Consider the following 24032-nt stretch of genomic DNA (forward strand, 5'->3'; position numbering starts at 1 on the left):
GGCTTTGATGAACGCAGCCGCCGAACGCTGCGTTGATCAAAGCCCGATGTAGACAAGGGAAGCTAGCGCGCTCAGGGAGCGTACTGGACGCTGGGCTTCGACCAACGGTGCACGCTATGGTCTATTAGGTCTGAGGGATCCGTATGCAGCCTAACTGGACAAGACGACGCTTTCTGCAGGCCGCCGGCCTGACCATTGCCGCGCATGGCACCAACTTCACTCATGCGCTGCCGCTCTCTCATCGTCCGACACACGCTTATGTCGCGGTAGAGAATGGCCTGCACGTTCTTCGTTCCGCCGGAGACTCCTGGCAACCGCTGCAGTTCGTTGAGAGCTTCGCCCCATCGGCAGTCCTGATGAACACCCGCTCAGGGACACTGTTTGTAGCAAATGCTCGCGAGCGCTTCGAAGGTTTGCCAACGGCATCCGTCGAGAGCTATCGCATCGATGAACGGAGCCGCACGCTCAACCGGATCGGCACGCAGCGACTTAGTCTTGCAGCCGTAATGCCGCACGCGATGGCGCTCTCTCCCGACGGATCGCTCATGGTGGTCGCTGCTGCCGCAGGTCTCTACAACATGCTGCCCGTCACACGGGATGGAGCAATTGGTGAGGTCACGGCGGTACGGAAAGAACTGCGGCTCGATGCAGCAGGTGCAACGCACATGTTCTTCGCGAGTGACAAGAAACTCCAGGTGCAGGATGCCTCCGGCACTCGGCTCTACCGTTGCGACTTGAATGGTATGGCTCTTCTGGATGCCTCACCTTCGACACAGCCACTTCCGTCCGGCACCTCACCTCTTGTGACAGGCCAACGCTCTGTCGCTTTTGCACGTTTCGCATAACCGCATCCGCCGAAAGAGAGCATTTCCATGTATCGCACCATCGCCCGCCGCGCCAACACGCTATTGGCACTGGCGTCCATTGCAGTTGCACTGACGACTTCGCAAAATTCACCCGCGCAAAATGCAGTCGATGTCAAACCGACGCCGCAGCAAACTGCCTGGCAGGACATGGAGTTTGGCGTCATCCTGCACTTCGGGACAAATACATTTCTTGATCGCGAGTGGGGCGATGGCACGGCCGACCCGAAGGTCTTCAATCCTACGCAGCTGAACACGGATCAGTGGATGAAGGCCATCAAGGCTTCGGGCGCGAAGTATGTCGTCATGGTCGCGAAGCACCACGACGGATTCTGCCTGTGGCCGACCGGGCAGACGGACTACAGCATCAAGGCGAGCCCGTGGAAGGACGGCAAAGGCGACCTGGTTCGCGAGGCTGCAAATGCAGCGCGCGCCAATGGCCTGCGCTTTGGAATCTACCTGTCCCCCTGGGATCGGCATGAGCCGAAGTACAAGGACTCTGCCGAGTATGACAAGTACTACAACGCAGAGCTGGAAGAGCTTGTGCAGCGCTACGGCGACCTTGCAGAGTTCTGGCTGGATGGCGCGGGCAGCGCCGGGCACGTTTATAACTTCCCGAAGATCATCGAGACTTTGCGTACCTATCAGCCCAATACCATCGTCTTCGCAGACACCGCTCTGTTCGAATACGGCGATGCGCGCTGGGCGGGCGATGAGTCTGGTTCCGTTGGCTACCAAGTCTGGAACGTCATCGATCGTCATGGCTACCTGCGGTGGCGTCCGATTGAAGTGGATACGCCGCTGCGCAACGTTCACTGGTTCTGGCACCCGAAGGACGAGAAAAGTCTGAAGTCGCTCCCTGACCTGCTTGATAGTTACGAGAATTCCGTGGGCCACGGTGGTCAGTGGATGCTCGGTGTCGCTCCGGATGATCGAGGCCTGCTGCCCGACAGCGATGTGGCACGCTTGCGTGAGCTGGGTGATGCTCTGCAACAGCGCTACAGCCACAGTCTGCTGCAACAGCACCTGCCGGTCGACAACAACGTAACCAACGCACTCGACGGCAATACCGACACGTTTTGGAGTGCTCCCGCGGGATCGCATGCGGCAACGCTGGAAGTGAAGCTGGCGAAGCCTGTCACCTTCGATCACGCGATGACGATGGAGTGGCTCGTGGAGGGTCAGCAGATCCAGCGTTACAGCATCGATGCGTGGACCGACGGCGCCTGGCACACCATCGTTCAGAGCGAAGCCATCGGCCACAAGAAGATCGACCGCTTCCCTGCAGTGACCGCACAGCGGGTACGCCTGAACATCCTCACCAGCGCAGGCGAAGCTCGCATCCGCGAGTTTGGGCTCTTCCGCCTCGACGAAACAGCGACCGCAGCGAAGTAAGTGCCGGCAGAGAAAAGGGAGTGTGGAGCCAACGCTCCACACTCCCTTTACTTTTTGATCGTGACCTAGGCCTTGCGAGCCTGCCACGAAGCCTTGCCGTACTCACCCAGATCAACGGAGCCGCTCGCGGTGTCGCCCGCGACCGTGCCCTTGAAGTTCCAATCCAGTTGATGACCCGAAACCGGCATGGTGCTGCGCAGCTTGATGTCATTGCCATGGATGCTTCCCTTCAAGGTTGCGTTGAAGAGTTCGCCCTTCTGCGTGCCGGAGAGGTCGCTGCCGCTCTGCTTCAGTTCGAACTCCTGCTCACCCTTGCCGCGCAGATACTGAATTGCGACATGCCACTTACCTTCGACCTTGCTCGCGCCCGGCGCAATGACAGGATTTGAGTAAGCATCGGGATGCGACAACGCCGCGAAGATCGCATCAGCAACGATTTTCTCTTCGCCTGGCGACATCATGTAGGGCATCACGGTCAGGCTGCTCGCCATGTTTTCCGGACGAATGCCCGTGCCACCATCCAGCATGACGCGCGGGTTGCCGGCATCCAGCTTCGCCGTCAACTCGGTACCGGTGATCTTCAGGACATTCGCATCCCAGTGCACTCGCAGACGGGGCGAACGGTTCGAAAGGTCTTCCGGTTCAAGGTACTCAAAAGTGGTGGACTGCAGCGGCTTCAGACGCGCTTCAATCGTCTTCAGCCAGCTCATCCACATCTTCTGCTCGGCAGCGTGATCACGCTTACCCCACTGCTGAACAGCAGCGCGGATGCCCATGATCTCTTCCTTGCCGACCTTGTAGGCACGACCGTAGTTGTGGTGGGGGGAGGCCTGGAACCACGCGGCCTTTGTCAGTTCCTTGTCACCAAGCAACAGACCTGCAGCCTGCGGTCCACGCATGCACTTACCACCCGAGTAACCGACGAGATTGGCGCCTGCCTGAATGTACTTGTTCGGCACCAGCGGCTCTTCGGCTGCTGCATCGACAAAGACAGGAACGTTCTTGGCGCGTGCCATCTGGCAGATGTTTGCAACAGAGAGCGGTCCTTTCTCTGCTGCGGGCGACGCCAGCACATAGACCATCGCTACCTTGTCGGTGAGCTTCGCCTGAAACTCCTCTGCGCTATCGACTTCCACGATCTCCGCGCCGGTCATGCGCACACCGAAGTCGTACGGGTTGCGTGAGTGCTTCGGGATGATGACCTGCGACTTCAGCCGCTTGTACGGGAAGGCCTGCGACCACTCCACGTTGGTTCCGCACGAACAGGCTACGGTCGCCAGCGCAATCGCGGCTTCACAACCTGTGGTGACGGTACATCCGGGCGCGCCAAGCATCTGCGCGATATCGGCTCCGACCTTGTCCATCAGCTCGTCCAGATGCACGAAGTAGAACGAGGCCTCATACATGGCCTGCTTTACCTCAGGCAAGGAACGCGACCCCGTGATGATGGTGAACGTCCCATGCGCATTGACGATGGGACGCACACCGAGCTTCGTGAAGATGTTGTCTTGTGGCGTGCCGGGTGACAGAGACAAACCCGTACGCGCCGGCTGATCGTCGGCGAGCGTCGCAGCATGTGCCGACAACGGAGCAGCGACCGCCGCTGCAGAAAGGACACCGGACTGCTTGAGTACATCGCGCCGTGTAGGACGCGCTTTGCTGAACAGAGACATGATCTTCCTTTGGTCTTTCAAGTGAGCAGCGGCGTTGTTTCCGTTTTAAACGTAAGCGATGCAGTCCATCTCGACCAGCGAGTTACCCGGTACACCGCCTGCCGGAGCAACCGTGGTGCGAACCGGAGGAATGCCGGTGAAGCGGCCCAGATAGGTATCGTTCATTGCCTTATAGTCCTTGAGATCATTCAGGTAGACGTTAACCTTCAGGACCTTGTCCATGGACGAACCGCATTCGATCAGCTGCTTCTCGAGCTCGTCCAGCACATGCTTCGTGTGCTCTTGAATGGTGCCCTCAAAGTGAGCCCCGACACCTGCAAGGTAGAGCGTTCCGTTATGCAACACTGCGCTTGAGAAAAGGCGCTTCTCGCCATCCTTCGGCTTGGGCCAGCCCTGCTTCTGTTCCTTCGGGGTTGCGGCGGCAGCCTCAGACGGGACCAATGCAGCAGCACCGGTCACAACGGCAGCAGCGCCTGCGGCATTCTTCAAGAGGTTACGGCGGGTGGTTTTGTTTGCGGTATTCGACATCGGTTTCTCCTGGCAGCCCGTGGCTGGTTTACGAAACGTTGGGTTGGGTCAGCAGCTTGCGCAGTGCGGCAGCGACGACTTCGGCTTCGCCGGGTTGCAGCATCCACGTCGCAAGCACGATCGTATTCTCGTCAGCAGTATGGAAGCGGCCGCTGTTACCGGTCGCCGGATTCAGTTCAATGGGAGGGTTCTGTGCACGCAGTTTGTCCGCGACCTGCAGCGGTGTGATGCCCACAACTTTTGGATCATAACGAAGGAAGAGATGAGGCACATGGTTTGCAATCTTCGGCATGAAGATCTCACTCTTCAACGTCGGTACGTTTTTCAACGCTGCCTGGATCACATGCGTGCGATCAAGGAACTCGCGCTGCATCGTCGCATCATCCTGCGACAGGATCCAGTCCACTGCCGCGACCATGCCGGCAATCTGTTCCTTCGCAACTTTCATGCCACGACCGACAGCTTCGCTGTTCGGGCTGTCGTTTTCCGCTGCCAAATCAATCAGCTTCTTCTTGCCCAGCAGAAGCCCGGCATTCTGCGGTCCGCGGATTCCTTTGCCGCCTGAGAAGCAGACAAAGTCAAAACCCATGCCGGTGTACTTCCACAGGTTCTCGATCGGAGGCATGTCTGCGGCTGCATCCAGGTGGCACGGCACGTTATGCTCATGCGCGATGCGGAGCCACGTTTCGCGGTCAATCTGTGTGGGAGGATTGTTCTCCGGCGCAGCATCGTTGAAGTAGTTCGTCATCACCGTGCGATCGCTGAAGGCCTTGCGATAGTCGTCTACCGTAACGACTTCGCGAACCTTAACGCCGCACAGAATCATGGCATGGTCGTATTCGTAACGATGCGACTTCTGCACGATGACTTCGTATCCGCGCTCGAGGGCCGCCTGCGGAATCTCCTCAGGCTTGATGTTGCCCTTCGATGCGATGGACGCCGCTGTGGCGAGCGTCAGTGCCGCCGAAGCGCCCGAGGTCACCAGTGCACCTTCGCACTTCAGACGCTTGGCGATGTACTCCCCTGCGGCCTTGTGCAGTTCCTTCAGTCGGACCGGATGGTGCGCGGCCGCCGCAACTGCGCGCTGCACGGACGGTGGCATCACGGCAGCCGTCAGGTAGGTGTAGGTTCCTGCCGCGTTGATCACGGTAGGAACGCCCAGCTTGGCGTAGTAGTCATCGGCGGCAGCGCCCGCGGGCGCCTCGGCCGCCGCGACTGAGGGCAGCACGGCTGCTGCTGCCACGGCCGTACTAAATTCGAGAAAGCCTCTGCGCGAGAGCTTCTGCTGATCAGTCCGTTGCGTCACGAAAACACCTTTCCGCTTATGGGAGTGCCGTTCGATCTGTTGATTGCGAGTACCTCTAACCCTACCTGCGAGGTTCTGCAGATTAATGGGGCAGATGTCCTACGCCGCCACTCAAATCCTGCCAAACTGTTTTACCGCAGCCACGATGGAATGCAGCCGCTCAATGTACGGATACATCGCGTGTTCGGTCTCATCCAGCTTCTGTGCCACGATCAAAACCTCTGCCGCACGTGCTCGCGGAATCACGACCACACCATCCTGGTCGGCTGAAATGATATCGCCTGCATTCACGGTAACGCCGTCGCAATTGACCGGGATATTCATGCCGCCGAAGCGATAGTGGCCCACGGAGGTTGACGGTACCGGCCCGGTCGCATACACCGGGAAACCAATGCGCTTCAACTGCGGAAGATCGCGCACACCGCCATCGACCACCGCACCGCTGAAGCCGCGCGACCACATGGCCGTACCCATCAGTCCGCCCATACCGGCGATGTCGGCACCGTCTTCAATCTTCATCACGTAGACCGAACCGGTGGTACCAGTGTCAATCGCCTTCAGCATGCCGCTCAGAGCATCGGGATCGTGATTCTCTTCCTTCTTCAGCAGTACGGTCAGTGCTGTGCCGACGAACTTTGTCGGGAAGATCGCCTGCATCTTGTGGCTCATGTAGTGCTTCTCATGCAGCGTCTGCTCGACGGCATCGGACACCGATGCGGCTTCCACATGGCGATACGCCTCCAGCATTCCGGGCAGATCCTTGTCATACTCCGCTGCAGTCCTGGGAGCCTGCGCCAGAACACCCGCGTGTGTGAAGACGGCCGCAGCGGCTGTCAGGCAAATCGCCGTGGTGCCGATGGCGGCATATCGTTTCAATCTCATTCCCTGCTTCTCCTGGTCGCGTGACACGCTTAATGAAAAAGATAGCCGCCGGAAGGTCCCGGCGGCTAGAGGTTGGAACAATTTGGAGAATTTAGAAGTTGATCTTGCCGGCGAGCTGCAGAATACGCGGTGTGTATCCGCTTGCCATGGACGAGATGGTACCGAAGGTAGATCCAGTGAAGTTGAACTGGCCCGTGGTTGCGCTTGCGGTCGGCAAATTCGAGTTCGGGTTACCGACGTTCGCATGGTTGAACAGGTTGAACGATTCTGCACGCAACTGCAGCTTCAGGCGCTCGAAGATCGCGAAGTCCTTGGACATCGAGAAGTTAACGTTCGCGAAGCCAGGTCCCTTCAGATCGTTGCGGTGCAGGTTGCCGAAGGTGAATGCTGCGGGCAGCGAGTAAGCGGTGCGGTCGATGCAGTTTGTGTTGCCGATACGGGTAGCGCGGCCACAGCTGAGGGCGTTTCCGTCCTTCACGTAGTTAGGGCGCTGCGTGCCGATGCCACCAACGTTGGCCTGGTCGTTCGAGATCGAGACATTGAACGGGATACCAGACTGCAGGGTGACGATGGCATTTGCATGCCAGCCGCCGAGCAACGAGTTGCCGATCGCTCCAAGTGCATGGAAGTCAGGCATGGCATAGGTAACAGTTCCAACGAAACGGTTCCGAATATCCCAGTTGGAGTTCGAGTAGTCAGCCCGCAGGTTGTTCTGGATCATCGCCGTACCGCCGCCATTCGCGTCGCTCGACGTGTCCATGTTGTGTGCCCACGTGTAGCCCAGCATGACATCCAGCCCGCGATATGCGTGCTGACGGAAGATTGCGCTCATGCCGTGATAGGTCGAGAAGCTGTCGTTGGTGATCTGACGAATCTGGCCAAACAACTGGTAGGGACGACGGGGATTGACAGCGCCAGCACCCGGCGTGGGCTGGTTCGGGTAGTAGGAGCGATCCAGGTACAGCGCCTTGGAACCAAGGTACTGCAGCTCAAACGCGCCGCCCTTCCAGAGCTCTACACCGGTATCCACGTTCCACTGGTACATGCGCGGGGTCGGCAGATAGTAGTTATCCGTAAAGGCCGAGACATACGTGCCAGGCGTTCCCGCCACGGGAGAAGCTGTTCCGCCGCTGCCGCCTGTTGGGTTGGCAAAGGTCAGCGTACCGACCGGGTTCGTACCGCTGTTGCCGTTGTAAACGATCGATGCCGCGAGCGGATAGTTCGAGGACGCCAGCGTGAAGGCGTTCAGGTGGTTGGGGTTGTAGAAAATACCGCCGCCACCGCGGATCACGATCTTGTCTGTTGCGCGGTATGCGAGACCGAGGCGCGGGGAGATGAGGTCATGGTTCGGTCCGTGGAATCCGAAGCCAGGCGTGGGAACGAACGTTCCTGGTGTGGTTGCCGTGCTGTTTGGCGTAAGCGCGGTGTAGGTCGAGTTCAGGATGCGGGCGTAACCATTCAGGGAGGTCGGGACGAGCGGCAGCTCATAACGGACGCCGTACTGAACCGTCAGCTTCTGTGTGGCCTGCCAGTTGTCCTGCGCGAAGAAACCATTACGCCACTCGGAGACAGATCCCTTCACCTGGAAAACGGGTGTCGTTACCTGGTTGGAGTAACCGGTGATGAAGTCGGCTGCAGCGTTTCCGGTATAGGAACCGTTGAAGCTGAACTGACCACGCGGCGTGTTACCGGCTGCACGGCCGGTCGTCATCCGGCGAATGTCTGCACCTGCCATGATGTTGTGCTTGCCGAAGGTGTAGCTGATCTGGTCGTAGCCGTGAATCGTACGGTCGTCCTGGAACCAGTTCGTACCCTCAGCGCCAAGGCCCTGGTAGTTGGTGATGGTGATCGTGGGGATGCCGGGGTTTGCATTCGCAGTATCTGCGGTGAAGCCCGGGATGCCGAGATCCGTACCTGCCGTGCCCAGACCGGCCGTATAGAAGTAGTTGAGCGAGCTGGTGCTGAACTTGTTGAAGCCCACACGGAGATCGTTGATCATGCGCGGGGTGATGATGTGCGTGTACGCAATCAAGCCGTTCGTGTTCTTGGTCGGCGAGCTGCTGCCGGACGTAGGAACAATGTTGCCCGACGCGGACGTGATCGTCTGGTAGGAGTAACGGGCGAACAGACGGACCTTCTCGCCAAGGTTGTAGTCAACACGATCAAGCGTCTGATCCTGCTGGAAGGTGTTCGGCACGGCAACGCTGGCGTTGTTCGTGGTGCCTGGCAGGTTCGGATTCGCGTAGTACTGCAGCAGCTTGGTAGCGAGGGGCGAAACGTTCGTGATGCGGTTGTTCGCATACGGCGTCTTCGTGACTGGGTCCACAATCTGCTGACCTGCACCAGCGGCGCAAATACCGCCAACGAAGCTGGTACAGAGTGCGGAGAAATCGCCGCTCTGCATTGCTGGCGTCAGCAGTGTGGCGACAGTCGGAGACTGCTGCTTCTGCCGAAGACCTTCATACGATCCCATGAAGAAGAGGCGGTCGCGACCGTTGAAGACGTGCGGGATGGCGACGGGGCCGTCCAGAACGAATCCGAACTGGTTGAAATGCTGTACAGGAGTAGCGGCGCCCGATGGCGTCAGGAAGCTCTTGGCGTTGAACACGGTGTTCTGCACGTAGTCGAATGCCGTGCCGTGGAAGGTGTTCGTTCCGGCCTTGGTGTCGACGTTGATGTGTACGCCCATGTACGCGCCGTACTGCGCGGTATAGTTGCCGGTCTGCGTCTGAACCGCGCCGACTGCGTCTGCATTCGGTGTGACCGGCGAGCTCGAGATCAGCGAGTTCATGATCGTGATGCCGTCCAGGGTCAGCGAATTCGTAACTTCACGCGTACCTGCACCGATGTAGTTTGCGCCGGGAGGGTTACCGGTATAGCTGGTCTTGGGTCCGACGATGATGCTGGGATTCGTCGTCGCCAGTTCCATGACGCGGCGGCTTGCCATCGGCAGATTCTCGACCTGGTGCGCCGTTACCGTCTCGCCCACCAGTGCATCGTCGGTCGACAGTGCTGGGGTCGAGGTGGTCACAGTCACTTCCTGTGTGGAAGAACCGACCTGCAGCATGACGTCAGTACGTGCAGCCATGTTCAGCACAACATCGGTGCCCTTGCTGGTTACGCGCGAGAAGCCGTTCTGCTCAACGGACACGTCATAGCTACCAGGCTGCACGAACGGGATCTGATAGTAGCCCTGTGCATTGGTCGTGCCCGTGTATTGAACCTTTGTTGCAGTATTCACGGCAGTGACATGTGCGCCGGATACAACTGCACCAGTGCTATCCGTGACGGTTCCTACAAGAGACGTGTTGTTTGCTACCTGCGCGAACATCGCGGCAGGAAGAACCATGGGTGCAAGGTAAAGAAGAGACTTCTTCAATGAGGCGCTCCGGGTCAAGCTGAAATGAAGTGCAGGCTGTGAAGGCGCTACGGGCCCCGCCGTTCACATGCGAATCTGGCTGTGCTTATGGAGCTATTTCACAGCACGACCGGAAATGGCGCATCGGCCATATTGCACATTTGTTCGTAAGTCAAATGACCTAGTTGGATCGATTACGCCGACCGCAAGTATTTTAGGCTTCGTCCAAGTGGACGAGACCGCGCTGCAGCGCGAAGATGGTGGCCTGCGTGCGGTCACGCGCACCGACCTTATCCAACACCGCGCTCACGTGGATGCGCACGGTCTTCTCCGCAATTCCGAGTTCTTCTGCAATTTCGCGATTCGACCGCCCACGCGTGATGCAGGTCAGTACCTCGGCCTCGCGTGGCGTTAGATCGGTGGCCGGAATGCGTTCCGCCAGCCGATTGAGCACCGCCGAAGGAATGTAGCGAAGATCGCGACCCACTGCCTGAATCGCGTTCAGAACCTCGTCGCCGCTGGCGTCTTTTGTAAGGTAACCAAGTGCGCCACCCCGCAGCGCGCGATAGATATCCTCGCTGCCTTGGTAGGAAGACAGCACGATGCAACGCGCATGCGGAAACTCTTTGCGAATCGTAGCAAGAACCTCAAACCCGCTCATACGAGGCAGCCTCAGATCCAACAAAACGATGTCTGGCAGGAACTCGCGGTACATGGCGATGCCCTGCTCACCGTCGACAGCCTGACCGACGATCTGCAGGCCTGGCTGCATCGACAGCACGCTGGTCAGCGCCATTCGCGCCAGGAAGTGATCCTCCACCAGCAGTATTCGCGTGAGCTTCGTCATCTGCATCAACCTAACAGAAACGACCTACCACATGGCGGCGGACAGGGCGTTTCGCTCCGCCACGGGCATCGCATCACCTGCTGAAAAAGGAACCCGCACGACGATCTCAGTACCGAGATGCAGGGTCGATCGAACCGCAAAATCGCCACCCAGCTTCCGGGCGCGCTCTTCCATCACCATCATGCCGAAGTGGCCCTTTTTAGCCGAAGGTCGTCCCGGCTGAAAGCCGCATCCATCGTCCTTGACTTCCAGGCGAACCTCGCCCTTATTGAAGACCAGGCGCACATCGATACGCTGTGGCGAGGCGTGCCGGAGCGCGTTCGAGATCGCCTCCTGGCCGATGCAGACCAGGTGATGCACTGACCCCGGCGGCAAGACCAGCTCCGTACCGTCCACCTGCAGATCCACATGGATACTGTGCTCACGATAGTGCGCATCGATGGCGCGCGAGAGCGCATGCGACAGCACGCCGGAAAGCTCCTGCGAGTCGCGCAGATCCCAGATGATGCGGCGTGCCTCAGCCTGGCAGTGCACCACCATGCTGTGCGCCAGTTCGCAGGACTGCACCGCAGCCGCGGGATCGCCACCATCCACCAGCCGCTTTGCGGTTGCCTCCACCTGCCAGGCCACTGCAGCGAAGCCCGCCATCAGCGTGTCATGACATTCCCGCGCAATGCGGTTTCGCTCTTCCACAATCACGGCCAGCGAAGCGCGCATGCGATGCATGCGTCGGCGATACCAGACCACTGCGGCCGCGCCACACAGCAGCAGCATCGCAACCATGAAGTACCACCGCGCGTAAAAGTGCGGCATCTGCCGAACGCCCAGGGCTGCCGACGGCGAAATCCAATCCGTGCCGCTCTTACGCGCCTGCACCTCAAACCGATAGTGGCCCGGCGGCAGATGCTGGTAGTGCGCAGCACGCAGATGTGTGGTCGTCCACTCGCTGTCATAGCCATCCAGCCTGTAGCGAAACTCAATCTGTCCAGGATTCGAAAGTTCGCGGGCGTCGTAGAAGATCCGCAGATCCGCCTGCCCGGGCTTTAGCTCCAGGGTCCCGTTCGACCGCAGCGTCTCCATCTCACCGCTCGCCGCCGAGCTCCACCCCTCTATGGAAGCCACGGCGACCCGAGGTCCCGCATCCTCTGCGACGGCCGTCGTATGGACGAAGCCGCGTGTCGTGGCAAACCACAACGTCCCATCCGCCATGCGCGTCGCGCCAGGTTGCGATGGTCCGCTGCAGTCGCTTGAACGCATGCCGTCCGCCTTGCCGAACAGCACAACGTCCGGCACGGTCCCATGGCGATCCACGGCGCGCTGCATCTGCTCGCGGGAGACGCGAAGAATGCCACGTGACGTCCCCAACCATAGGTGGCCATCGAAATCTTCCAGACCGCTGTAGATTGGCAGACTGCCGAGCGCGCCGCCCACCTGCAGCGGCGCAACATGATCTCCCTGCAGAAGGCCCAGGCCGCCCCGTCGCGATCCCACCCAGATATCCCCGGCCAGATCGCGCGACAGCGACAGTACGTAAGGATGCGTCAGGCCCTTGATGGCGGTGACCGTCTGTCCCTTTACGCGGAACAGTCCCTCACTCGTGCCGACCAGTACACTGCCGTCCTGATCCTGGGACAGGCAGGTGATTAGTTTGTTGTCCAGCAGACGATCCGCCGCCCCCTTGCCCGGCTCCCCCGAGCTGAAGCGGAAGATGCCCGTGTAGGTTCCGATCCACAGCTCCCCTTCACGCGAGTACAGCAGCGCGCTCACGGCATTCACTGGAGACTCAATACCCAAGCGGTAGTGCTGCTTTTTCTTCTCGGTGACGCGGTATACCCCGTCAAACCATGTGCCCACCCATATCTCGCCCGGTTTCCCTTCGGTCAGCGCACGTATCGGTGTCGAGGGCTGCATCTCCGGCAACGGCACCGGCACGGTGACTTCCCCATGCTTGTGGAAGAGTCCCTGCCCCCAAGAGCCGAGCCAAAGGTCTCCCCGGCTGTCGGCGAAGGCCGCCGCCGCGTAGCCCACCGCGAGGCCTTCCTGCCTTCCATAAGGAGCGAAGGGCGCCTTGCGCCACCGGCTTAGTCCGCCGGTCAACATGCCGATCCAAAGATTGTCTTCGTCGTCGACAAAGAGCGACCGTACGGTCTCGTCTTCAAAGCCTTCACGTGCGCCCCAGTGCGCTGTCTCGGCTGCGACTTTTCCGATCGCCGGACTGTAACGCCAGAGGCCGTCGTGGCGAGTCCCAACCCAGACGTTGCGCCCCGCGTCGCTCACCAACTGCGTTACAGGACTTTTGGTCCCCATCACTTCTTTCACGACCGGCGCATTCGCTGACTCGTCCAGCACCTGCAACAAAGCGTGATCCGTACCGATCCAAAGCCCGCCATCACGATCCCGGAAGAGCGCCGTCGGCGATCCGTACTGCCTGGGCAACGGCAGGGCCTGCAGCGCTTCACTGCGCCATCGGAACAACCCGTTTGACGTGATGAACAACATGGAACCTGGAATGCCGTTCCCACCGCGGCAGTCGGCAAAGACCACTGTGATATCACCGGCGATTGTTCCAGTACCGGGAATGCGCTCCAGGCGGCCATTCCGAAAGCGTTCAATTCCGTTATGCGTCGCGACCCACAGCGTGCCCGCGTGGTCCAGCATCATGGTGCGGATGCGTTCATGCAGCAATCCAGCCTGCTCGCTCACGTTCACAACACCGGCCGCCGTCTGGTGCAGGACACCGCTGCCATCTGTGCCCACCCACAGATCGTTGTCCAGGCCGGGTAGCATCGCGTTCACTGCCGCCCCATTTACGCCAGCCGGGTTCTTTACAGTGCCCACCGGCTCAAATCGCTGGCCGTCGAAGGTCAGCACACCGGAAAACGTCGCCAGCAGCAGCTTCCTGTCGGTTGACTGCGTGATCTGCCGCACGTTGTTCTCGGACAGACCTTCTTCCACCTGCCAGTTCTGTTTTTGGTACTCCGACAGGCGCAGCCGGACCCCGGGCGTCGGCACCGCAGCCTGCCCCGCATACGCGCAACCGGCCACGAACGCCATCAGGACGATCAGAAACTGTATCCTGATCCGCGGGCCTCTGTTACCACTTCGGGGAGTGTTCTTCATGCGTCTGCTCTGTCTACCAAATCACAAGCGGCGACGCTCCGCAAGCATTTGCAAGGCTACAGACCTGCAATCCTATAAGACTATTGACGTAGACGCGCCACGGCCCATGGGCCCATGACAGACCGCTCCGCGGGGTAGATGATGTGCTGTCCTGTTAAACAGCCGTAAGGAGTTCCTTTGAATCTCTCGTTCCGATCCGTTCGCCTGGCGTTTGGACTTGCTCTGCTGTCCGGCGCCGCTCTCCACGCCCAGCAGTACGACCTGTTGCTCCAGCACGGCCATGTCATCGATCCGCGCAACAACATCGATGCCGTGATGGATGTTGCCATCAGCGCCGGCAAGATCGCAAAGGTCGCCGCCACGATCCCGTCTGCCTCAGCCGTTAAGACCGTCGACGCGACGGGCCTTTACGTGACGCCAGGCCTCATCGACATTCACGCGCACGTCTACACGGGCACAGGCGAAAAGAACTCCTACGCCGGCGACAACAGCATCTACCCGGACGGTTTTACCTTCCGCGTTGGTGTGACCACGGTCGTCGATGCCGGCGGCTCCGGCTGGCGCAACTTTGAAGACTTCAAGCAGCGTGTCATCGACCGTCAGCAGACCCGCATCCTCGCAGAGCTGAATATCGTCGGTTCGGGCATGCGTGGCGCTAAATATGAACAGAACCTGGACGACATGGACGGCGCGGCGACTGCAGAAGTGGCCAAGAAGTACCCTGGCCTGATCGTCGGCATCAAGAGCGCCCACTTCGAAGGTCCGGAATGGAAGCCGTATGAGCAGGCTGTGAAGGCCGGCACCATCGCCAACATCCCTGTCATGATCGACTACGGCGCCGACCGCAAGGAACGTCCTCTCTACGACCTGCTGACGAAGGTGCTCCGCCCCGGCGACATCTACACCCACGTCTACAGCGGTCTGCGCGAAGAGCAGGATCCCGTCACCCTCGGACCGCAGAAGGGCTTGATCGAAGGCCGCAAGCGGGGTATCTACTTCGACGTGGGACACGGTGGTGGCTCGTTCAACTGGAACGTGGCGTACCCCATCGTCACCAAGTTCAAGTTCCTTCCGGACTCCATCTCGACCGACATCCATATCACCAGCATGAACGCCGGTATGAAGGACATGCTGAACGTGATGGACAAGTTCCTTGCGCTGGGCGAACCGCTGCCGCTGGTCATCAAGCAGTCCACTTCAAATCCCGCGCATGAGATGAAGCAGGACCAGCTCGGCAACCTGTCTGAAGGCGCGATCGCCGACGTCGCTATTCTTCGCCTCGAGAATGGCAGGTTCGGATTTGTGGACATGAACAACGTCCGCGTCGACGGCAAGCAGAAGCTCACCTGCGAGCTGACCATCAAAGACGGCAAGGTGGTCTACGATCTGAACGGCATCTCGGCCGATCCGTACGGCGCGCCGGCATCCAGCGCTCAGAAGCAGTCCAAGCGCTGGACAACTATGCACACGGCCTTCGGCAAGGACCAGGAAGCCCACTAAGGCACTATTCTTATACCTGCAACCCCAGACGGCGTCCCTTCTAACGGACGCCGTTCTGACTTCAACAACATGGTTCCTCGGGGCGAGCTGTCATCATGGCTCTGACCTTCTTGCGCACCCCATCGGCGACCCGGAGCAAAAAACAGGTATGAGTTCAAAGGCATCTTCAGTCCGCGTCCGGTATCTGCTTGGCTTTCTTCTCTTCGCACTGAGCGGCATTGCCTTCCTCGACCGTACGAACATTTCCATCGCGGGTCCGCAGATCAGCCGGGAGTTCGCCCTGGGCCACGAACGGCTCGGATGGATCTTCAGCGCTTTCCTGATTGGCTACGCCATCATGCAGGTACCCGCGGGCTGGATGGCCTCGCGTTTCGGCCCGCGAGCTGTGCTCACTATTGGCACGCTCTGGTGGGGCGTCGCGACCATCCTGGCGACACTGTTGCCGGTGGGCACACCCACCGCTGTCTTCTGGCTGATCGCACTCCGCTTCCTGCTGGGAGCTGGTGAATCCGTCGTCTACCCCGCAGCCAATCAGTTCGTCTCCAACTGGATCCCGGTTGGAGAACGCGGGATCATCAACGGCCTGATCTTCGCTGGTGTGGGTGCCGGTAGCGGTCTCACACCGCCCCTCCTCAACTGGATCATCACGCAGCATGGCTGGCGCGCGGCCTTCTGGTTCAGTGCGATCGTCGGCGTCTTCATCGGTGGCGTGTGGTGGTTCGCATCTCGCAACATGCCGGAACAGCACCCCTCGGTATCCAAAGAAGAGCTGCAGGAGATTCGTGCTGGTCTGCCGAGCACCTTGCCTACAGAAAGTGACCTCGTGGATGGAGCGACCGTGAACCCGGTAGCTCCGAAATTCGAGTGGAAGGCGATGTTTACCCGCAAGGATCTGCCACTTCTCATGGGCGCCTATTTCTGCTTCGGATATATTTCCTGGATCTACTTCAGTTGGTTCTTCACGTACATGTCCGAAGTGCGCGGCTTTAATCCGAAGTCCAGCGCACTGTTCACGATGTTGCCTTTTATCTCCATGACGTTCTTCTGCCTGCTGGGTGGCGCTCTCAGTGACCGCATTACGCGTCGCTATGGTTTGCGCGCCGGCCGATGCTGGCTGGCTTCGGTTGCACTCTGCCTCACCGCGTGCTTCCTTGTCTTCGGCTCACAGGCAAAGAACCCGATCACGGCCGCCATCATTCTCTCGCTTGGCGCGGGTGCACTCTACCTCTCGCAGAGTTCCTTCTGGTCCGTCTCGATCGACATCGCCGGCAAGCAGTCCGGCGTCTTCTCTGCTCTTGTGAATACGGGCGGACAGGTTGGCGGCGCAGTTACCGCATCATTGACGCCATGGATCGCCCACGGCTTCGGCTGGACCTCTTCCTTCGGAACCGCAGCTTGCATGGCCATGCTCGGCGCCGCATGCTGGGCAGTCGTCAATCCAGCTCAGGTCCAGGCACGGGAAGCGTAGCGCGTCCCGTCGCGCCTGGAGAGTGCGTTCTGTGCCACGCGAGCAGTTGCGCATGCAACAGCGAACAGCGAGTGGAAAGCCGACTGGACAGTCGGCGGTTCTGGTGCCCAAACCGGGATGCTTCATGAGCAGAAATATCCGAAGGTCTGCCAGACGGCAGAGCGAGCCTCCACCAAGCTGTAATTTCTTCGTACATGGAGAAAGCTGGCGTCGGTGATTCGGGAGATCAGCTTTCACGGTCGAGCAGCCTGCGGAGGCTATTTGCCGTCCTAAACTCGACATGGCGCCGTGCCAGGGTGTCGTTGCTTGGCCACTGTGGCGCTTGCGGAACGTCCGCAGGTAGAAATCCTGATTGCGCGCGCTGCAAAGCTTTTCTGGACCGTGTCACAAAATCCTGGCCTTAGCGGACGGTTCCTGCGCCAGGAAATGCGTCGCCAAAACAAACCACTCTAAGCGTCAGCTTCTCAGAAGCTTTAGTCGGAACTGAGGTCTAATCGCTTCGTCCGAGGTAGGTGACGTGCATCGAATATTTTTGCAGTATTCAATTTGATATGACGCAGCGACAGAGGCACCTCATACAACGTCTCTGCATAGCTCAGCCACGAGAGGCGCCAACCTTGTTCGAGGGTATGATCAGCAATGCCGTCGATGACCGCGTGATACATCTCCGGGTCGTTCGCCCAGGACGTTCCTCGCAACACATGCGGCTCGGCGGTGGGATCCCCGAGGTCATCATAGAAACCATTCTTCGGTGCCTTTTGCCAGTTGGCGATCTGCAACAGGCGGTCCCCTCGTTGTCCTTCTGACGGTAGCTGTAGAGCAAGCTTCATCTCCGCATCCAGCCAAGTTCTGTCGTTCAGGGGCGTCTCAATACGGTCCAGATTCGCACCGCGTTCCCAGTTCGAAGCGCCATACCTGGCGACACTGAGTTGCAGGCCAATCTCGTGAAAGAGCTGATTGGCGAGATGCTCAAGGTCTGCACGTAGAGAAAGCTCTTGTCCAACTCGACCGTGTTGACGCACCGAGCGGTGTAGGAGCGAACAACTTCCCGCTCAACTACTCGTCGCAGGCCTATAACTATCCCAGCCCCGAAGCGTACAACTGGAACCTCACCGTGGAACAGGAAGTCCCTGCCCTTGGCTTATTGACCATGTCCTACGCCGGCCGCAGGGGCATCCACCTGGAGAATATTCTGAACGCCAATCAGCTTCAGCCAGGAACGGTGCAGGCGAACCCCGGTGTCAACCAGGATGCTCTCCGTCCCTACAAGAGCTTCTCGAACATCAATCAAGCCACTAACTCCGGTGCGTCGAACTAATTGGTTCGGCACGTCGGCCTTCGTGACCTCGTATGACGTACTTACAACGCAATACGCGGGCAAGTTCGCTGGTCGAGGATCTCGTAACCAGATCACCGGACCCGGCTTCCAGAGCTATAACGCTGCATTGAACAAGAGCTGGACGCTTGTCCCCGGCCACGAAAACACGGTGCTCACCTTCCGTGCCGAGGCCTTTAACTTGCTCAGTCATCCGAGAGCGGATAAACCCGGATGTCGGCTATACCTCCGGCACCTTCGGCAAGAGCACCACAAAGGGCCAGACATACTGTGCAGACCGTCAGTTCCAGTTCAGTCTGCGCGTTGGTTTCTGATACCCCTAGTACTCCACTTATCCGGGTTCCACTTTCATAATGGAACCCGGTTTGTTTTGAGCCTAGCGCTTAAGCACACCGCAGAACGACAGCGGTTTCTGCCGACTTAGTCGCTCAGCGTTTTCGGGGTGGCGGCTGCACGTAGGATGAATCCTCCGGCTGCGTCACCGCAAACTGATCGTCGTCTTTCAGCTCCTTTTTCAGGCGGTATAGCTCCCGCTTCAACGCGGCAACTAGAGATTGTGCAGTGGGATCGCTGTAGATATTGTGCATCTCGGAGGGATCATGCACGAGGTCGTAGCACTCCCACTGATCCTTCTTCCAGAAATAGATCAGCTTGTGCGTCTCGGTGCGGACACCGTAGTGGGCACGTGTGTTGTGATCGCCTGGATCGTGATAGTAGCGGTAGTACATGGCATGACGCCAATCTTTGGGTGTGTGTCCCTGCCAGACTGGAAGGAAGCTGCGACCCTGCATGTCGGCGGGCGTCGGGCGGCCGGCCGCGTCAAGGAACGTGGGTGCGAAATCGCAATTGATGCCGATGGCCTTCGAGACTGTGCCGGGCTTGATGAATCCCGGCCAGCGAACTACGAACGGCATCTGGAGCGACTCCTCGTACATGAAGCGTTTGTCGAATAGCCCATGTTCACCAAGGAAGAAACCCTGATCGCTGGTGTAAATGACGATGGTGTTCTCTCGCAGCCCGTTGGCGTCGAGCCAGTCCAGCACGCGACCGACGTTATCGTCGACGCTTTGAACACAGGCGAGATAGTCGCGCATGTAACGCTGGTATTTCCAGTCTTCCAACTCCCGGCCGGTGATAGTTTTCTTCACGCCGTCGGACTCAATCTCGACTTCCATCGGCTTTGCAGCCAGCCACTGCTTCTGGTCCTCCGGTGACAGGCCTGCCGGTGGAACGATCTTGAGATCTGCGCGCGTCAGGTCACGAAAGACGGATTGCTTTTGTTCTCGCAGAGCATCGGTACGGCCCGCGTAGTCGTCGCGTAGTGTCGCCGGCTCGGGGATGTGGAGGTTCTCAAATTGCTTTCGGTGCTTTTCGTCTGGCGTCCATTCGCGGTGAGGAGCCTTGTGGTGCGACATGATGAAGAAGGGTTTGTCCTGAGGACGCTCTTTCAGTGTCCGGATCGTCAGATCGGCGATGATGTCCGTACAGTAGCCCTTGATCTGCGTGGAGCCGTCCTTGTCGTAGAACACTGGATCGTTGTACACGCCCTGTCCGGGGAGAATATTCCAAGTGTCAAAGCCGGTAGGATCGCTGCCAAGGTGCCACTTGCCAATCATCGCGGTGTGATAGCCGGCGCTTTGCAGATACTTCGCAACGGTGGGTTGCGAGCCATCGAAGCGATTGAAGATCGGCACACCGTTGAGGTGGCTGTACTTGCCGGTCAAGATGGTGGCGCGGCTGGGAGTGCAGATGGCGTTGGTGGCGAAGACATGATCCATGCGCATGCCTTCCCTGGCGATCCGATCCAGGTTGGGTGTCTGATTGATCTTGCTGCCATAGCAACTCATGGCCTGCGCAGCATGGTCATCGGTCATGATGAACAAGATATTCGGGCGCGACTTTGTCTGGGCCGCGTCAGCAGCGAGGCCTGTGAGCAGCGCACCCGCCGCAAGCGCTGAAGTCCCGATGAAGCTTCGTCGGGAAAGGTCATGGGATGAATGATCGGACATCTTCAAGAATTCCTCGGATCAAGATTAGACTGCTACGGCACCTTGTTGCACCGACTGAGGTTGTCGCCGGAGGTGAGTCCGCTTCTCTCCAAGTGAAAACGGCCTCACCATGGTGAGGCCGTTCAGGTTGGGATCCTTTAAAAGAGCAACTTCGCCCCGAACTGAAGCTGCCGCGGCGTGTTGGCCTGTGATGTGATGGTGCCAAACGCAGTGGAGTTGACGCTGGTGTTGGGTGCGCCGAATTGCACGTGGTTGAAGACGTTGAAGGCTTCCGCGCGTAACTGCAGCTGCATGGTCTCGCGCAGGTGGAAGGCTTTGAACAACGAGAAGTCCGTTGTCACCAGGCGAGGCGAACGGAGCTGCGCAATATACGCGGGTGCGTTGCCGAGCGAGAAGGCCGCAGGCTGGGTGAAAGCGGACGTATCGAACGAACGGGTCAGACGGTCGTGGATGTCGCCGCCAAGTGTTGGGTTTGAGCCGTTCCAGTTGGCATACAGCGTCGGGTTGCCGAGGCCGGAGGTATTGCTGGCAGTGACCTGCAGTGGTGTTCCACTCTGCAGTGTGGTGATGCCGTTCACCTGCCACCCCCCAATGAGTGCGTCCACCGCCCGGTTCATGTTCGTGCCGAAGGATCGGCCCACGCCGACGGGGAGTTCGTAGGTGTAGGCAAGAACCACGCGGTGCGGAACGTCCTGTGAGGCGATGGCGTAGTCGTACATCGGGTTGTAGCTGTCCTGGTGGGTTACGTTTGAGTCGCGCGATCTGGAGTAGACATAGTTGCCTCTCACCTCCAGGCCGAAGCTCATCCGCTTTTCGAGCTGGATCTGCAGGGCGTTGTACTTCGTCTGCGCTCCTGTCATAAAGAGCGGTTGCACGCTGGTGAATTGCGGGTAAGGACGCAGCAACTGGGCACGGCTGACGCGTGCCGCGGAGAGTGCACCGCGCGTGATGGTGCCGAAGAAAGGGTTCGGCAGCAGATCGTTCAAAGTCGCCCCAAGTGCCAACGCCGAAACAGGAAGCTGATTGAAGTCAATGCCGCCTTCGCGGCTCTGCTGAAGCTTTACCCCGTGATTGCCCACGTAGCCCACCTGAACATGGAGCTTTCCAGGCAGTTCCCGATCGACGTTGATTGTGTACTGCTCTGTGTAGGGCGTGGGCGTGTTTCGCAACACACCTTGGATCTGTCCCCCAGCACCGGTCGCAACACCCTGTGCGGCGCCCGGTGCGGGCTGGAAGCCATTCGGGAAAGGGTTATCGAGCGTGTTCAATGGCGTAATGCCGTCCAGTGAACCAACCCAGTCATTCTGCACGCGGAAGCCGAACGGTCCAATGGTGCCGGCGGCTGCCTGCGCTGACGGTCCGTACACCATGGCAAACCCCGCATGGATCACGGTGTTCTTGTCGACGGAGTAAGCGAGACCGACGCGAGGCGCGAAGTTGTTCGCGTCCGTCGAGTACTGGTGCCGATCCTGCCCACCGACTCCAACGAAGACCAGGCCGCCTTTGAGACCGGACAGACCAGACGCCTGCGCGAGGGCCGGTGACGCAACATTCGGATCAAAGAAATTCGTGCGGTTATAGCGTTCCGTCCGCGGTGTATCCAGGTCATAGCGCAACCCCATACTCAGCGTCAGCTTGGGCATGATGCGCCAATCATCCTGCAGGTAAGCGCCGTAGTAAAAGCTTTGAGTCGCGGCATCTTTAAAGTTCTGAATGAGGTCTCCCGTTCCCGTGCCAAGCAGCATCGACGCGATGCTGTTTCCCGCTGCCGTGCTCGCCGCGTTCGGATTGGGACCCTGCGTGAAGCCGTTGGTAAATGCATAGTTGCCGGATGTGTCGCGTGTCTCACGATCGTTCACGCGGATCATGCGTGCATCCAGGCCCGCTTTCACCACGTGATTTCCCTTCAGCCATGTCAGGCTTTGCAACAGGCTGTAGGACATAAAGGCGTTGTGGCGATTGTCTCCATTGCCAAGCTGCACATAGCTGCTTGCCGTCACGACCGGAAAGACTGGAAGGCCGCCGCCGTTCACGACGGACGCGGGCAAGCCCAGGTCGCTCGCCTGGAAGCCGAGGCCTGCGTTGAGGTAGTCGTACAACGCGCGAGCAAAGCCGAGGCGAACGTCATACACCAGACTGGCCTTCGGCGTAGCCGTGTAGCCGAGGACAAAGTTGCGCATCCAGTTGCGCTGTTCGATCCGGTTCTCTGCCTGTGTGATCGCGGTCGGAAAGAAGGGCTGTGGGTTGTCATCGTAAAAGCGGTCGGAGTAGCGGCCGAACAATGTCTGGTTGTGCGGCAGTCGAGCATCCAGTCGAACGTCCCAGCTGTCGATGCGGTTGTCCTGTGTGCTGGTGGCGAAGAAGTTGTTCTGCCCCGTGCGAGGGTCTCCTGCGATGTTGGGCAGCGGGTAGTAGTTCATCACGTCTGTGCGACGCGGCTCTGACGAGCTTTGGGAATGACGTTGCCGGCGAAGGGGGTACGTACATAGCCGCCTGATCCGTTCGACCGCGTGGTGAAAGGATCGTAGATCTGTACGAGCGCACCCGCAGAGGTGAAGGTTTGCGAGAAGTCTCCCTGGCGCTGGAGCAATGTCGGTACAGATGCCGTGGTCTGCGTGGCCTGCGAAGCGCGTAACAGCTCTGCCGAGACCAGGAAAAAGAGCTTATCGCGAAGAATGGGGCCGTTCAGCACGCCGCCAAACTGATTACGCTGGAAGGTAGGCAGCGCCCGCTTGTTGCGATTGGAGAAGTAGTCGTTCGCGTCCAAAGCAGAATTGCGCGCGAATTCGAAGAGCGTGCCGTGGAAGCGGTTTGTGCCGCTCTTAAAGGCAGTGTTCAGGATGCCGCCTAGGCTGCGGCCAAACTCTGCGGGATAATTCTGTCCCAGCACACGGAACTGGTTGATCGCGTCAACGGATGGGAAGACACCCACGCCTGAGTTGCCGTTGACCGTGGGAAATCCACCAGGAATGCCGTCCACAAGGACGTCGGTGTAGCCTTGGCGCGTGCCGTTGATCGGAATAGCCGACTGAGTTGTAATTGTTACCGACCGAACCTGCAAAACCAGGCGTCAGTGCGATCAGAGAATAGGGATTGCGAGAATTCAGCGGAAGGTTCCGGATCTCGGAGCCGGTCACAACAGACGAAATGGTGACGTCCGTCGTGTCGATTGCATTTGCATCTGCTTCCACCGTGACAACGCTGCTCGCCGCGCCGGGCAACAGGCCCACATCGATTCTTGCATTCTGCGAGACATTGAGCGTGATGCCACGCTGCTTGTAGTGCTGGAATCCTGCTGCATCCACTTCAATTTGATAGCTGGATGGTGCGAGGTTCACGACGGTGTACTCGCCGTCTTTGTTTGCGGTAACAGTCTGGCTGGTATTCGTACCGAGGTCTGTCACCGTTACCGACGCGTTCTGAATCAACGCACCCGAGGGATCGTGGACTGTGCCAGTTACGGTCGCAGTCACGGATTGTGCGTAAAACGGGGTTGGAAGCACTGCAGCGAAGAGCAGCGCCTGCAAAGAGCGCCGGCTTGAAAATGACATGAGGAGGCCTTTCCATTAAAACGATGGCACCGAACGGCGCGTCAACGAGGAGACTTATGGTTTTGGTCATCCGGCCACCGTTCACTGCGGATCATTCCGCAATGAAGACAGACGTAGGCCCATCTTCCTCGACAGAGAGGCGATTCGTCTTCAACACGGTGTGAAAGGAAAATAGGCGACAGTGACGTCAAGCTCT

Annotated in this window: 16 protein-coding genes and 1 pseudogene; 6 read left to right on the forward strand and 11 right to left on the reverse strand. The window is 59.1% G+C overall.

Annotated features, from left to right (window positions below; translation table 11 throughout):
* Positions 1-143: 143 nt before the first annotated feature.
* Both TERRO_RS11680 and TERRO_RS11685 read left to right on the forward strand, forming a co-directional pair.
* Positions 144-845 (forward strand): lactonase family protein, encoded by a 702-nt coding sequence (locus TERRO_RS11680; RefSeq protein ID WP_014785865.1) that lies wholly within the window; start codon positions 144-146, stop codon positions 843-845.
* Between the two features lie 27 nt (positions 846-872).
* Entirely contained in the window at positions 873-2258 is a 1386-nt protein-coding gene (locus TERRO_RS11685) for an alpha-L-fucosidase (protein ID WP_014785866.1), read from the forward strand.
* A gap of 65 nt (positions 2259-2323) precedes the next feature.
* Here the strand turns inward: TERRO_RS11685 and TERRO_RS11690 are convergent, their stop codons facing one another.
* The 7 genes from TERRO_RS11690 to TERRO_RS11720 all read right to left on the reverse strand — a co-directional run bounded on the left by TERRO_RS11690 (position 2324) and on the right by TERRO_RS11720 (position 13906).
* Complete coding sequence (locus tag TERRO_RS11690; protein ID WP_014786156.1) at positions 2324-3931, reverse strand: PLP-dependent transferase; 1608 nt, start codon at positions 3929-3931, stop codon at positions 2324-2326.
* A gap of 45 nt (positions 3932-3976) precedes the next feature.
* Positions 3977-4459, reverse strand: coding sequence for a RidA family protein (locus tag TERRO_RS11695; RefSeq protein WP_014785868.1), 483 nt, complete (start codon positions 4457-4459; stop codon positions 3977-3979).
* A gap of 28 nt (positions 4460-4487) precedes the next feature.
* Positions 4488-5765, reverse strand: coding sequence for a twin-arginine translocation signal domain-containing protein (locus tag TERRO_RS11700; RefSeq protein ID WP_014785869.1), 1278 nt, complete (start codon positions 5763-5765; stop codon positions 4488-4490).
* 111 nt (positions 5766-5876) lie between these two features.
* Positions 5877-6647: an RraA family protein gene (locus TERRO_RS11705; protein WP_014785870.1), complete on the reverse strand. Its 771-nt coding sequence runs from the start codon at positions 6645-6647 to the stop codon at positions 5877-5879.
* Positions 6648-6738: 91 nt separating this feature from the next.
* Positions 6739-10026, reverse strand: a complete 3288-nt coding sequence (locus tag TERRO_RS11710) for a TonB-dependent receptor (protein ID WP_014786157.1) — start codon at positions 10024-10026, stop codon at positions 6739-6741.
* 193 nt (positions 10027-10219) lie between these two features.
* Positions 10220-10852: a response regulator gene (locus TERRO_RS11715; RefSeq protein WP_014785872.1), complete on the reverse strand. Its 633-nt coding sequence runs from the start codon at positions 10850-10852 to the stop codon at positions 10220-10222.
* A gap of 24 nt (positions 10853-10876) precedes the next feature.
* Entirely contained in the window at positions 10877-13906 is a 3030-nt protein-coding gene (locus tag TERRO_RS11720; RefSeq protein ID WP_052313313.1) for a sensor histidine kinase, read from the reverse strand.
* Between the two features lie 243 nt (positions 13907-14149).
* Between TERRO_RS11720 and TERRO_RS11725 the strand changes: the two genes are divergently transcribed.
* Both TERRO_RS11725 and TERRO_RS11730 read left to right on the forward strand, forming a co-directional pair.
* The gene (locus TERRO_RS11725) at positions 14150-15472 is read left to right on the forward strand and encodes an amidohydrolase/deacetylase family metallohydrolase (RefSeq protein ID WP_014785874.1); all 1323 of its coding nucleotides are present in this window, start codon (positions 14150-14152) and stop codon (positions 15470-15472) included.
* A 148-nt stretch (positions 15473-15620) separates the two neighbouring features.
* The gene (locus TERRO_RS11730; RefSeq protein ID WP_014785875.1) at positions 15621-16940 is read left to right on the forward strand and encodes an MFS transporter; all 1320 of its coding nucleotides are present in this window, start codon (positions 15621-15623) and stop codon (positions 16938-16940) included.
* Positions 16941-17413: 473 nt separating this feature from the next.
* On the opposite strand, the gene TERRO_RS11735 is transcribed toward TERRO_RS11730, so the two are convergent.
* A complete protein-coding gene (locus TERRO_RS11735) occupies positions 17414-17962 on the reverse strand; it encodes a hypothetical protein (RefSeq protein ID WP_041592545.1) in 549 nt (182 codons plus the stop codon).
* Here TERRO_RS11735 and TERRO_RS24055 point away from each other — a divergent pair.
* Together TERRO_RS24055 and TERRO_RS24060 are read left to right on the forward strand one after the other, a co-directional pair.
* Complete coding sequence (locus tag TERRO_RS24055) at positions 17917-18258, forward strand: outer membrane beta-barrel protein (protein WP_483754800.1); 342 nt, start codon at positions 17917-17919, stop codon at positions 18256-18258. The genes TERRO_RS11735 and TERRO_RS24055 overlap by 46 nt on opposite strands.
* Positions 18191-18700 carry an outer membrane beta-barrel protein gene (locus tag TERRO_RS24060; RefSeq protein ID WP_483754799.1) on the forward strand — a complete coding sequence of 170 codons (510 nt, stop codon included), beginning with the start codon at positions 18191-18193 and terminating at the stop codon, positions 18698-18700. Before TERRO_RS24055 ends, TERRO_RS24060 begins: the two co-directional genes overlap by 68 nt.
* 4 nt (positions 18701-18704) lie before the next feature.
* Here TERRO_RS24060 and TERRO_RS11740 read toward each other — a convergent pair whose 3' ends face one another.
* From TERRO_RS11740 to TERRO_RS22940, 3 genes and pseudogenes are all read right to left on the reverse strand, one after another.
* Positions 18705-20285, reverse strand: coding sequence for a sulfatase family protein (locus tag TERRO_RS11740; RefSeq protein ID WP_014785876.1), 1581 nt, complete (start codon positions 20283-20285; stop codon positions 18705-18707).
* Positions 20286-20422: 137 nt separating this feature from the next.
* Positions 20423-23265: pseudogene (locus TERRO_RS11745) on the reverse strand (TonB-dependent receptor domain-containing protein).
* Positions 23195-23836, reverse strand: coding sequence for a carboxypeptidase-like regulatory domain-containing protein (locus TERRO_RS22940; RefSeq protein ID WP_086011969.1), 642 nt, complete (start codon positions 23834-23836; stop codon positions 23195-23197). Before TERRO_RS22940 ends, TERRO_RS11745 begins: the two are co-directional and overlap by 71 nt.
* Positions 23837-24032: the final 196 nt, after the last annotated feature.

It is taken from the genome of Terriglobus roseus DSM 18391, from assembly GCF_000265425.1.
GTDB lineage: Bacteria > Acidobacteriota > Terriglobia > Terriglobales > Acidobacteriaceae > Terriglobus > Terriglobus roseus.

What these genes read in the sequence shown, in the direction of transcription:
- TERRO_RS11680 (WP_014785865.1), top strand. Translation starts at nt 144, where the DNA reads ATGCAGCCTAACTGGACAAGACGACGCTTTCTGCAGGCCGCCGGCCTG.
- TERRO_RS11685 (WP_014785866.1), top strand. Translation starts at nt 873, where the DNA reads ATGTATCGCACCATCGCCCGCCGCGCCAACACGCTATTGGCACTGGCG.
- TERRO_RS11690 (WP_014786156.1), bottom strand. Translation starts at nt 3,931, where the DNA reads ATGTCTCTGTTCAGCAAAGCGCGTCCTACACGGCGCGATGTACTCAAG.
- TERRO_RS11695 (WP_014785868.1), bottom strand. Translation starts at nt 4,459, where the DNA reads ATGTCGAATACCGCAAACAAAACCACCCGCCGTAACCTCTTGAAGAAT.
- TERRO_RS11705 (WP_014785870.1), bottom strand. Translation starts at nt 6,647, where the DNA reads ATGAGATTGAAACGATATGCCGCCATCGGCACCACGGCGATTTGCCTG.
- TERRO_RS11715 (WP_014785872.1), bottom strand. Translation starts at nt 10,852, where the DNA reads ATGACGAAGCTCACGCGAATACTGCTGGTGGAGGATCACTTCCTGGCG.
- TERRO_RS11720 (WP_052313313.1), bottom strand. Translation starts at nt 13,906, where the DNA reads ATGGCGTTCGTGGCCGGTTGCGCGTATGCGGGGCAGGCTGCGGTGCCG.
- TERRO_RS11730 (WP_014785875.1), top strand. Translation starts at nt 15,621, where the DNA reads ATGAGTTCAAAGGCATCTTCAGTCCGCGTCCGGTATCTGCTTGGCTTT.
- TERRO_RS24060 (WP_483754799.1), top strand. Translation starts at nt 18,191, where the DNA reads ATGCTCTCCGTCCCTACAAGAGCTTCTCGAACATCAATCAAGCCACTA.
- TERRO_RS11740 (WP_014785876.1), bottom strand. Translation starts at nt 20,285, where the DNA reads ATGTCCGATCATTCATCCCATGACCTTTCCCGACGAAGCTTCATCGGG.
- TERRO_RS22940 (WP_086011969.1), bottom strand. Translation starts at nt 23,836, where the DNA reads ATGTCATTTTCAAGCCGGCGCTCTTTGCAGGCGCTGCTCTTCGCTGCA.